11 protein-coding genes are annotated in these 11171 nt (G+C 72.5%); 5 read left to right on the plus strand and 6 right to left on the minus strand.

Annotated features, from left to right (window positions below; all coding sequences use genetic code 11):
- Positions 1-121: 121 nt before the first annotated feature.
- On the plus strand, positions 122-898 hold the full coding sequence (locus tag ACIP8Z_RS28255) for a polyprenol monophosphomannose synthase (protein WP_402088212.1): 777 nt from the start codon (positions 122-124) through the stop codon (positions 896-898).
- A 74-nt stretch (positions 899-972) separates the two neighbouring features.
- Positions 973-1566, plus strand: a complete 594-nt coding sequence (gene fxsA / locus ACIP8Z_RS28260; protein ID WP_402088213.1) for an FxsA family membrane protein — start codon at positions 973-975, stop codon at positions 1564-1566.
- Positions 1567-1685: 119 nt separating this feature from the next.
- On the opposite strand, the gene ACIP8Z_RS28265 is transcribed toward fxsA, so the two are convergent.
- The 4 genes from ACIP8Z_RS28265 to ACIP8Z_RS28280 all read right to left on the minus strand — a co-directional run bounded on the left by ACIP8Z_RS28265 (position 1686) and on the right by ACIP8Z_RS28280 (position 5225).
- Entirely contained in the window at positions 1686-2060 is a 375-nt protein-coding gene (locus ACIP8Z_RS28265; protein WP_015032218.1) for an RNA polymerase-binding protein RbpA, read from the minus strand.
- Between the two features lie 255 nt (positions 2061-2315).
- Positions 2316-3686, minus strand: a complete 1371-nt coding sequence (locus ACIP8Z_RS28270) for an MFS transporter (protein WP_402088216.1) — start codon at positions 3684-3686, stop codon at positions 2316-2318.
- Between the two features lie 70 nt (positions 3687-3756).
- On the minus strand, positions 3757-4521 hold the full coding sequence (locus ACIP8Z_RS28275; protein WP_402088218.1) for a glycerophosphodiester phosphodiesterase family protein: 765 nt from the start codon (positions 4519-4521) through the stop codon (positions 3757-3759).
- Complete coding sequence (locus tag ACIP8Z_RS28280) at positions 4518-5225, minus strand: YitT family protein (protein ID WP_402088220.1); 708 nt, start codon at positions 5223-5225, stop codon at positions 4518-4520. The genes ACIP8Z_RS28275 and ACIP8Z_RS28280 overlap by 4 nt, the downstream gene beginning before the upstream one ends.
- A gap of 64 nt (positions 5226-5289) precedes the next feature.
- Here ACIP8Z_RS28280 and ACIP8Z_RS28285 point away from each other — a divergent pair, with 64 nt between their 5' ends.
- Positions 5290-6789 (plus strand): PLP-dependent aminotransferase family protein, encoded by a 1500-nt coding sequence (locus tag ACIP8Z_RS28285; protein ID WP_402088223.1) that lies wholly within the window; start codon positions 5290-5292, stop codon positions 6787-6789.
- Between the two features lie 144 nt (positions 6790-6933).
- Here the strand turns inward: ACIP8Z_RS28285 and ACIP8Z_RS28290 are convergent, their stop codons facing one another.
- Both ACIP8Z_RS28290 and ACIP8Z_RS28295 read right to left on the minus strand, forming a co-directional pair.
- Positions 6934-8559, minus strand: coding sequence for a hypothetical protein (locus ACIP8Z_RS28290; protein WP_402088225.1), 1626 nt, complete (start codon positions 8557-8559; stop codon positions 6934-6936).
- Between the two features lie 37 nt (positions 8560-8596).
- Positions 8597-8791: a hypothetical protein gene (locus ACIP8Z_RS28295; RefSeq protein ID WP_015032212.1), complete on the minus strand. Its 195-nt coding sequence runs from the start codon at positions 8789-8791 to the stop codon at positions 8597-8599.
- A 308-nt stretch (positions 8792-9099) separates the two neighbouring features.
- Between ACIP8Z_RS28295 and ACIP8Z_RS28300 the strand changes: the two genes are divergently transcribed.
- Together ACIP8Z_RS28300 and ACIP8Z_RS28305 are read left to right on the plus strand one after the other, a co-directional pair.
- Complete coding sequence (locus ACIP8Z_RS28300) at positions 9100-9492, plus strand: ankyrin repeat domain-containing protein (protein WP_402088227.1); 393 nt, start codon at positions 9100-9102, stop codon at positions 9490-9492.
- Between the two features lie 256 nt (positions 9493-9748).
- Positions 9749-11164, plus strand: a complete 1416-nt coding sequence (locus ACIP8Z_RS28305; RefSeq protein ID WP_402088229.1) for a HEAT repeat domain-containing protein — start codon at positions 9749-9751, stop codon at positions 11162-11164.
- Positions 11165-11171: the final 7 nt, after the last annotated feature.

The raw sequence follows: 11171 nt of genomic DNA on the forward strand, positions 1-11171 counted from the left end.
GAGCCCGCGATTCCGGCTCCGTCCGGCCGCCGCCCCGCCCCTCGCGGTCGACCCGCCGCGCCGGAGCACTCCGGGGACCTCGCTATGGTGGTGGCCTGTGTATGTATCCGAAGGGGCAGTAGTGAACGACGGTGGCCAGAGGCGTTACGGCCCGCTCGGCAAGGCCTTGGTGATCATTCCGACCTACAACGAGGCGGAGAACATCAAGCCGATCGTCGCGCGGGTGCGGGAAGCCGTACCCGAGGCGCACATCCTCGTCGCCGACGACAACAGCCCTGACGGTACGGGCAAGTTCGCGGACGAGATCGCGTCCGAGGACGACCACGTGCACGTCCTCCACCGCAAGGGCAAGGAGGGGCTCGGCGCCGCCTACCTCGCCGGGTTCCGGTGGGGCATCGAGCACGGATACGGCGTCCTCGTCGAGATGGACGCCGACGGCTCCCACCAGCCCGAGGAGCTCCCGCGGCTGCTCACCGCCCTCAAGGGCGCGGACCTCGTCCTCGGCTCCCGCTGGGTGCCGGGCGGCCGCATCGTGAACTGGCCGAAGTCCCGCGAGTTCATCTCCCGGGGCGGCAGCCTCTACTCGCGTGTGATGCTCGACGTGCCGATCCGCGACGTCACCGGCGGCTACCGGGCCTTCCGCAAGGAGACCCTGGAGGGCCTGGGCCTGGAGGACGTGGCCTCGGCCGGCTACTGCTTCCAGGTCGACCTGGCCCGGCGCGCCGTCGCCGCCGGCTTCCATGTCGTCGAGGTCCCGATCACCTTCGTGGAGCGCGAGATCGGCGACTCGAAGATGAGCCGGAACATCGTGGTCGAGGCGCTCTGGCGGGTCACCGGCTGGGGTCTGTCGGCGCGGGCGGAGAAGGTCGGCCGGTTGCTCGGCCGCAAGGCCTCCTGACGCCCCTGCCGGGGCGTCCTGTGCTGATCCTTCCTTTACGACGTTCCGGCGGGGCTCCAGGCACACTGGGGACCATGACGACCGGCGCAACGCCTCCCCTCGCCCCGAAGCGCTCACGCGCGCGTACTTTCCTTCCGCTCGCCGTCGCCGCCTGGCTGGTCCTCGAGATCTGGCTGCTCACGGTGGTGGCGGACGCGGCGGGCGGACTCACCGTCCTCGCCCTGCTCGTCGGCGGCATCGTGCTCGGTGCCGCCGTCGTCAAGCGGGCGGGCCGTCGTGCCTTCCGCAACCTCTCCTCGACCTTCCAGCAGGCCCAGGCCGCCGCGCAGTCGGGCACCGTGCCGTCGGCTCCCGAGCGGACCGGCGCGGAGGACCGCAACGGCTTCCTGATGCTCGGCGGTCTGCTCCTGGTGATCCCCGGCCTGATCTCGGACGCCCTCGGTCTGCTGCTGCTGATCCCGCCGGTCCGCTCGCTCCTCGGGCGGTACGCGGACCGGGCCGCCGAGCGCCGGATGGCCGCCGCGCCTCCCGGTAGCCTCCAGGACGCCTTTCAGCAGGCTCGTATCCACCGCCCGGACGGCAAGGTCGTCCAGGGTGAGGTCATCCGCGAGGACGCCGCTCAGGGCCCGCGCAGGGTCGAGGAGCACCGCCCGCCCCTGACGCCCTGATGTCTGACCCGTGCCCCGCTCCCTCACCGCGGTGAGGGAGCGGGGCACGGAAAACGCCGCGGGGCCCGGTACACAGTTCGTGTACCGGGCCCCGCGGCGTTGTTCTACCGGTGCGTCCGCTAGGCGGACTTGCGGCTGTCGCGCGGATGCACGGCGATGTTCATGGCGCCGGAACGAAGGACGGCCAGCCTCTCGGCGAGGACCTCCTCCAATTCCTCGCGGGTGCGTCGCTCCATGAGCATGTCCCAGTGCGTACGCGCAGGCTTGCCCTTCTTCTCCTCAGGTCCGTCCCCGTCCACCAGGAGTGCCTGGATTCCGCAGACCTTGCACTCCCACTCCGGCGGAATTTCCGCTTCCACCGAGAAGGGCATCTCAAAACGATGGCCCTTCTCGCATGCGTACTCCACGGCCTGGCGCGGGGCCAGATCGATGCCGCGGTCGGTCTCGTAGCTCGTCACCACGAGGCGCGTGCCGCGAAGAGCTCGCTCACTCATGAATCGTGCCTCCCGGGCTTGTCGCCCACAGGACAGGTGTCGCTGTCGTCGTTATCCGGTCAACGTCCGGTCGGCGGTAAAGATTCCCGTGCCGGGTCATGCGTCGCCCGTCGTGCCGCCCCTTGTTGTACCCACCAGTGCCCGTTTTGTCACATCTGACGGCAGATGTGACCCGGTGTCTTCACCAAAGCAGCACGCAGTAACGGTCCGCCTGGCAGGCCAAACGCGTACACTACCGCCCTTTCACTGCCACGTCTAAATACGGTCGGGTATCGGGTTGCCGGCGGCCTCCACCGCACGCCGAACCGGCACCCGCGCGAGCAGGACGAAGCCGACCACGAAGAAGATCACCAGGGAGATGATGGCATCCCGGTAGCTCCCGGTCAGCTGATACGCGAGACCGAACACGAGTGGACCCAGCCAGCTGAGCCCCCGATCGCTCATCTCGTACGCCGAGAAGTACTCGGCCTCCTTGCCGCGCGGCACCAGATGCGAGAACAGCGAGCGCGACAGAGCCTGGCTTCCGCCCAGTACCAGGCCGATCGCGGCCGCCAGACAGAAGAAGAACACGGGCGCGTCGGCCGGCAGGAGATAACCCGCCACCAGGATCAGCGTCCAGACCGCGAGCGATCCCAGAATCGTCCGCTTGGCGCCGTACGACCGGGCGAGTCGCCCCATGCCGAGCGCCCCCGCCACCGCGAGCACCTGGACCAGCAGCACCGCCGTGATGAGCGTGGTCTGGTCGAGGCCCAGTTCCTCCGAACCGAACACCGAGGCCTGGGAGATCACCGTCTGCACGCCGTCGTTGTAGACCAGGTAGGCGAGCAGGAAGGAGAGCGTCAGCGGATGCCTGCGCATGTCCTTGAGGGTCGCCCGCAGCTGCCGCCAGCCGCTCCCGACCGTGCCCCCGCCGGCTCCCTCCCGCCCCTCCGGGCCGACCTGGCGGTCCCGCAGCCGCCGCAGCGGTACGACGGTGAAGGCGCCCCACCAGACACCGGCCGAGGCCAGACAGATCCGGACCGCCTCGCCCTCGGTCAGGCCGAAGGAGTCGTGGCCCGAGTAGAGGATCAGATTCAGTACCAGGACCAGCGCGCCGGACGTGTAGCCGAAGGCCCAGCCGCGCGAGGAGACCGCGTCCCGCTCGTCAGGCTCCGCGATCTGCGGCAGATAGGCGTTGTAGAGCACCATCGAGACCGAGATCGAGGCGTTCGCCACGATCAGCAGGAACGTGCCCAGCAGATACTGGTCGCCGGCCAGGAAGAACATCCCCGCCGTGGCCGTCGCGCCCACGTAGGCCGCGGCCGCGAGCAGCGGCTTCTTCCGGCCCGTACGGTCCGCGATCGCGCCGACCAGCGGCATCAGCAGCACCGCGACCACGATCGAGGCCGACACGGCGTACGCGAAGAGCGAGCCGGCCCGCACGGGTATCCCGAGCGGGTGCACATAGCCCTCCGCGTCGGCCGCCGCCCGGGCCACCGAGGTCAGGTACGGCCCGAGGAACACGGTGAGCACGCTCGTCGAGTACACGGAGCACGCGAAGTCGTAGAAGTACCAGCCCCGCTGTTCCCGCTTGCGTTCGGCGGGATCGGAGGCGTACTCCTCCGGTTCGGTGGTTCCAGCGGTCAAGGCCGCGCCCCCTCGTTCGTCCCCGTGGCCGGGCCCGGTGATCCGGGTCCGGAGCGACCGGGACGCGCGCTCAGACCCACACACCCCGCTCGGTCAGCACCGAGCGCAGCGTCTCCAGTTGATCGGTCATGATGCCATCGACCCCGAGGTCGAGGAGAGCGTTCATCCGGGCCGGATCGTTCACCGTCCACACATGGACCTGGAGCCCGCGCGCGTGCGCCTCCCGGACGAAGCGGCGGTCCACCACCGGGATGCCGCCCTGCCGCTCGGGGACCTGCGCGGCGATCGCCCCGGCCCGAACCGCCGCCGGGATGCCGAACGAGCGCAGCCGCAGCCCGATCACGCCGCGCACCCCGAACGAGGTGGCCAGCTCGGGACCGGCCATCCGCTGGGCCCGAACGACCCGGGCCTCGGTGAACGAGCCCACGCAGACCCGGTCCCAGGCGCGCTTCCTGCGGATCAGGTTCACCAGCGGATGCAGCGCCGACTCGGCCTTGAGGTCCACGTTCCAGCGGGCCTCCGGGAACTCGTCCATGAGGTCGGCGAAGAGCGGCAGCGGTTCCTTGCCCGCCACGCGGGCCTCCCGCACCGCCGCCCACGGCAGGTCGCCGATCCGGCCCGAGGCGTCCGTGACCCGGTCGAGGGTCGCGTCGTGGAAGGCGACGAGAGCTCCGTCCGACGTCGTGTGCACATCGGTCTCGAAGTAGCGGTAGCCCGCGGCGGCGGCCCGGCGGAAGGCGGCCGCGGTGTTCTCCAGGCCGTTCGCCGTGCCGCCGCGGTGGGCGAACGGGAGGGGCGTGGGGTGGTCGAGGTAGGGGTGGCGTACGCGAGTCACCGCCGCAGTATGGCGTCTTCCGGTGTCGCGGGGGCGACCGCGGTGCTTCCGGATTCCGGCTCGGGAACGGCGAACCAGCGAAGGAAGAACTGGGCGAGGGGCCCGATGGCCAGCGCGTACAGCACCGTGCCGACACCGACCGAGCCGCCGAGCAGGAAGCCGGTGGCGACCACCGCCACCTCGATCGCCGTCCGCACCAGCCGGATCGAGCGGCCGGTCAGCCGGTGCAGACCGGTCATCAGGCCGTCGCGCGGACCGGGGCCGAACCGCGCCGCGATGTACAGACCGGTCGCCACTCCGTTGAGGACGATGCCGGCCACGAGGAGCGGGATCCGCCCCGCCAGACCGTGGACGTCCGGGACGAGCGCCAGGGTGCCGTCCATCGCCAGGCCGATCGCGAACACGTTGGAGACCGTGCCGAGCCCCGGCCGCTGCCGGATCGGGATCCACAGCAGCAGCACCACGGCCCCGACGATGATCGACACCACGCCGATGGTCAGGCCCGTCTTCTCGGCGAGGCCCTGGTGGAGCACGCCCCACGGCTCCAGGCCGAGACCGCTGCGCACCAGCAGCGCCGAGCTGACCCCGTACAGCGTCAGCCCCACGTAGAGCTGGACGAGGCGACGGGTGAGGTGCCGGCCGTGGAGGCCGGAGGCGATGGACAAGGTTCTTCCCCCCAGGGTGGTGGTAGTGGACTGGCTCATGACACTCTGTGGCGGTGGAACGGGTGCCAACCATGGCCAATTCGAGGAAGGTGGACTGATTTCGATGGCCCAGTGGACTTCGGCGGTAGGACCGGCTCAGCTCGCCCGGCAGCTCCAGGCGCAGCAGCCGCGGCCCGCCGGACCCGGGACGCGGAAGCCGCCCGCCTATCGCGCCCTGGCCGACGGGATCCGGCTGCTCGTCCTGGAGGGCCGCGTCCCGGTCGCCGCCCGGCTGCCCGCCGAGCGGGAACTCGCCCTCGCCCTGACCGTCAGCCGCACGACGGTGGCGGCGGCCTACGAGGCGCTCCGCGCCGAGGGCTTCCTGGAGTCGCGGCGGGGGGCCGGCAGCTGGACCGCCGTACCGGCCGGGAACCCGCTGCCCGCGCGAGGACTCGAACCGCTGCCCCCGGAGGCGCTCGGTTCGATGATCGACCTCGGCTGCGCGGCGCTGCCCGCGCCCGAGCCCTGGCTCACGCGCGGCGTCCAGGGCGCCCTGGAGGAACTGCCCCCGTACGCCCACACGCACGGCGACTACCCGGCGGGGCTGCCCGCGCTGCGGCAGATGCTCGCCGACCGGTACACCGCGCGCGGCATCCCCACGATGCCGGAGCAGATCATGGTCACGACCGGTGCCATGGGGGCCATCGACGCCATCTGTCACCTCTTCGCGGGCCGCGGCGAGCGCATCGCCGTCGAGTCCCCGTCGTACGCCAACATCCTCCAGCTGATGCGGGAGGCCGGGGCCCGACTCGTGCCCGTCGCCATGTCCGAGGGGCTCGGCAGCTGGGACCTGGGCCGCTGGCGGCAGGTGCTGCGCGACGCGGCACCCCGTCTCGCGTACGTGGTGGCCGACTTCCACAATCCGACCGGCGCCCTGGCCGACGAGGACCAGCGCCGGCAGCTCGTGGACGCCGCCCGCTCGGCCGGCACCGTCCTCGTCGTCGACGAGACCATGGCCGAGCTCCACCTGGACGACGACCTGGAGATGCCCCGGCCGGTCTGCGCCTTCGACCCGGCCGGCTCCACCGTCCTCACGGTCGGCTCGGCGAGCAAGGCCTTCTGGGCGGGCATGCGCATCGGCTGGGTCCGGGCGGCGCCCGACGTCATCCGTTCCCTGGTGGCCGCGCGCGCGTACGCCGACCTCGGCACCCCCGTCCTCGAACAGCTCGGCGTGAACTGGCTCATGCGCACCGGCGGCTGGGAGGAGGCCGTCACCCTCCGCCGCGACCAGGCGCGGGAGAACCGGGACGCGCTGGTCGCCGCGGTCCGCAGGGAACTCCCGGAGTGGGAGTTCTCGGTGCCGCGCGGCGGCCTCACCCTCTGGGTCCGCACCGGCGGTCTCTCCGGCTCCCGGCTCGCCGAGGCGGGGGAGCGGGTCGGCGTCAGGGTCCCCTCGGGCCCCCGGTTCGGCGTGGACGGGGCCTTCGAGGGCTTCGTCCGGCTGCCCTTCACGGTCGGCGGACCGGTGGCCGACGAGGCCGCCGCCCGGTTGGCGGCCGCGGCCCGGCTGGTCGAGTCGGGCGCGGGCGGGGGGGCCGAACCGCCGCGCTCGTTCGTGGCGTAGCCGCCCGCGGGCTCGCCCGTCACGCGAAGAGGCCGGCACGGAACCCGCGTCACGCGAAGAGGCCGGGTACGGACCCGTGAAGCGCGAAGAGGCCGGTATGGACCTGGGGGGGTCCGTACCGGCCTCTTCACGCGCGCGGGGTGCTCAGCCCTCCGCGGGGACGGGGGCGTGCAGCGGGGCGGGTCCGGGGGTCGGCTCGGCGCGGGGCGCGGGGGCCGGTTCGGGGCTCTTCACGGTGACCGTCTCGATGGCCATGGTCGTCGCCGCGCGGCGCTCCGGGAGGAGTTCGAGCACTGCCTGCCGGTGCGCCTCGCTGGTCGCGTCGTCGTACGGGTCGGGGGTCGCCGGCACCTGGAGGCGCAGCACCGGGCCGGTGCCCAGGCGCGCGTAGCCGCGGCCCGCGGGGACCTGGGGCGTCGGGGTGGTGTGCGGCTCGGTGCCGAGGACGGCGGCGATCTGGTCGGGAGTGGCGGGGCCGAGCACGATCCGGGCCCTGGTGTGGCTCCGTACCGCCTCGCTCAGGGTGTCCGCGCTGTCGAACTGCTCGGCGACCACCACGGTGACCTGGGCCGCGCGGCCGTGCCGCAGCGGCACCTGGAGCAGCTCCTGCGGGTCGGGGCGGCCGTTGGCGGCCGCCAGGTCGGCGAGGACGCCCGGCCGGTCGAGCAGGATCCAGAGCGGTCGCCGGGTGTCCTCGGGGGCCGGGTGGCCCGCCTGGCGGGCCCGGTTGGCGGCGATGAGCCGTCGTTCCGTCTCGTGCGCCGCCCACTCCAGGGTGGCCAGTGCGCCGGAGAGCCCGCACTCGACGGCCAGGACGCCGTCGCGGCCGGTGAGGCACGCGTACTCGCCGGTGCCGCCGCCCTCGACGATCAGCACGTCGCCGTGGGGGAGGGCCTGGAGCGCGATCGAGCGCAGCAGGGAGGTGGTGCCGCTGCCCGGCTGGCCGACGACCAGCAGATGCGGCTCGGTGGAGCGGGGGCCGGTGCGCCAGACCACGGCCGGCGCGTCCTCCGTACCGTCGGAGCCGACCACGGGGACGGTCCGCTGGACGGCGTCCGCGTCGGTGAAGCCCAGGACGGTCTCGCCCGGCACGGTGACGAAGCGCTGGGCGGCGATGGTGGTGGGCAGGGCGGGCAGCACGCTCATGACGAGCCGGTTGCCCTCCTCGTCCCAGTCGAAGCGGTACTCACGGCCGCGCCCGGACTTGGCGTGCAGCAACTGCTCGATGCGCGCGCGTGCGGCGGGCTCGCCGTCGGTGAAGTACGGAGGGTAGGCGATCTTCAGCCGGGTGGGACGCCCGTCCTCGTCGAAGGCGTACTCCGTGAAGGCGCCGCTCCAGTCGCCGCCGTGGGCGAAGAGCGGGGCGGGGTCGTCCGGGACGGAGAAGTACGGCACGAGGGCCTCGTACAGGCCCTTGAGCCGGGCGATCTCCGCGTCGTCGGGCCCGGTCTTGACGACCGGGCGCTCGCGCCCCCTCCACGCGGCCGCGGCCATGAGCGTGACGAGCGCGAGGAGCGGCCCGTACGGCATCAGCGCGACGACCAGGACGCAGGCCGCGACCAGGAGCAGCGTAGGACCACGCCGCTCCTTGGGGGTCGCGGCCCACCTGGCGCGCGCGGACACGGCCAGCTTCCGCAGACCACGGGAGACCGTGATCAGTGGATGGAGCACGTCGGTGGCACTGTCGGCGGCCGTGCGCGCGATCTCTCGGCTACGAGCGATCTGTGCGCTGCCGCTGCTCAGAATGCGGGGGAGTGGTCGCCGGGCCACGAGGTACTCCTGAGGTGGTGGAAGGGACGGAAGGGCGTCAGAACTTGATCCCGCCCAGAAGGCCGGCGAGGCTCTGCCCGCCCGCCGTGATGCTCGGGGCGATGGCCGTACCCGCGAGGTAGAAGCCGAACAGCGCGCTGACGAGGGCGTGCGAGGCCTTCATCCCGTCCTTCTTGAAGAACAGGAAGCAGATGATGCCGAGCAGGACCACGCCTGAGATGGACAGGATCATTGGTTGTTCTCCTGGTTGAGGGGACAGTCACCATGAGTCCTTCCAAGTTCACAGCAAGTATCTATGTGACTAAAGGTGCATTAGAGTGAAAAACGGGCGATTTCACTTGACCGGCGGACGTCGAACGGGCTGTCGAGTGGCGAAATGCCCGGCGTGCGCTAGAGGAGCGGCCGACGGCGGACTGCCGTGATCTTTGCCTCGGCCGGGCGCGGTCATGTCGGCGAACGGGCAGTACCCTGTCGATTCACTCGTACGGCCGCGCTTGCCGTGCACAGGTCGACAACGCAGGAGAAGGGCGGGCCCACCCGATGAGCGAGACTCCGGACCCCGAGGTCATCGAGCTGGCGTCCAAGGTCTTCGACCTCGCCCGCACCGGGGACGCCGACGCGCTGGCCGCCTACGTCGACGCGGGGGTCCCCGCGAACCTCACCAACGACAAGGGCGACTCCCTCGTCATGCTCGCCGCCTACCACGGTCACGCCGCCGCGGTCTCCGCCCTCCTCGCGCGCGGTGCCGACGCCGACCGCGCCAACGACCGCGGCCAGACCCCGCTCGCCGGAGCCGTCTTCAAGGGCGAGGACGCCGTCGTCCGCGCCCTCCTCGCCGGCGGCGCAAATCCGGAAGCCGGGACTCCGTCCGCCGTCGACACCGCCCGGATGTTCGGCAAGGCCGAACTCGTCGAGCTCTTCGGATCCCGGTGAACGAGCGCTGAACCCCAGGTGAGAGCGGCGTCGTAAATGTGGTCGCGGTGGCGAAATGGGTGGGTCATCATGACGTCGGGCCCGGCAAAACGGGCCACCGACGAGAGGCTGAGGAAGATGGTCACTGGCAGGCGATGGACGACGAGCGGCCCGACATGTCGCCGCACGGCCTAGGCGTACGGGCGAAGTACCGCCCGACCCGGGTCTTCCCGGTATCCCCCGGTCGTGTCGACAGCTTGATGTGAGGCGTCTCCCCATGTTCGATCCAGTCATAGCGCCGAGCGGCACCCTGCTCGGCCTGCTGCAGCGGGGCCGCGGCGACGGCACCCTGCACGCGCTCGCCGCGCCACGCGCCGAGGCCCTCGCGGCCCTCAACCACTGCGTTCTCGAAGACCCCCGCCACGACTGGCAGGTCGAGAACCGCTCCCTCTACTACGCCCGTCTCTACCTGGACCTCCACGGGGGTCTCGACGAGATCGAGGCGCATCTCTTCGGCGCCGAGGACATCCTCGACACCGAGGAGTCCAGGACCGGGCTCGCGCTCGCCGTCCTCGGGCACCTCGCCTCCTACGGACGCCAGGACGCCCTGCTGCTGCTCCGGCGGTACGCGGCGAACGGCACCAACTGGGCCTGGGCCCTCGACGAGCTGGCGCTCCGCGACGACGACGCCGGCCTCCGCGCGCTCGCCGTTCCCGTGCTGGCCCGCTTCCCGGCCGACGCCGAGGGCGACGCCGAGCTGGCCGGCGTCGTGCGCGACGCCTTCGAGCCCCGCCCGTGGCGGCTGTGGGCCGAGGACCAGCGCGACGCCGTCGGCGCCCGGGTCAGGGCCGCCCAGGAACAGGGCTCCTTCGACCGCTGGCAGCGCCAGATGAGCCCCGCCGGGCCCCGCCCCGGCTGGAGCGTGCGCGCCGTCCTCGACTGGGCACAGGAGGGATACGAGCGCGGAGCCGTGCTGTACGGCCCCGCCGCCCGCTGCCTCACCGCCGTCGCCGGACCCGAGGACCGGCCCGAACTCCTCGCCGCGGCCCGGCACGGCTCCGTGGGAGCCCGGGGCGCCGCCCTGCACCACCTCGCCGAGTCACGGGACCCCGCCGTCCTCGACCTCGTCGAGGCCGCCGCCGACGGTGACTCCCGCGAGGTCGCCGAGGCCGCGATCGCCGCGTACCGCCGCATGTGCGGAGAGGACGCCGTCGCCCGCGCCCGCGCCTGGGTCCGCCGGACCGACGCCCTCGGCGCGGCCGCCGCCGACGTCCTCGCCTGCCGTGGCACCGCCCAGGACTCCCCCTCCGTCCTCGGCGCGCTCCGCGACACCATCCGCTCCGAAGGCCCCGACGCGCCCGCGCTCGGCGGGCTCGTGGACGGCGCGGGCCGCCTCGGCATCGCCTGCGCGGCCCCCGTGCTGCGCCACGTCTACCGCGAGACGGCCTCGTCCCAGCTCCGCGGGCGCGTGGCCCGCGCCCTCGCCGCCACCGACCCCACCTTCGCGACCGGCTTCGCCGTCGAATGCCTCTGGGACTGCGAGGAGACCACCCGCGAGGTCGCGGCCCAGCACGCCGAGACCGGTGACGTGCGCGTCGCCGAGCGATTGCGCCGCCTCGCGGCGGACCCGGCCGAGGAGGTCGAGGTCCAGACCGCGGTGCGCAACCGCATAGGGCCGGACCTCCAGGTCTGACGCGGCC

The organism is Streptomyces sp. NPDC088553 (genome assembly GCF_044752965.1).
Taxonomy (GTDB): Bacteria; Actinomycetota; Actinomycetes; order Streptomycetales; family Streptomycetaceae; genus Streptomyces.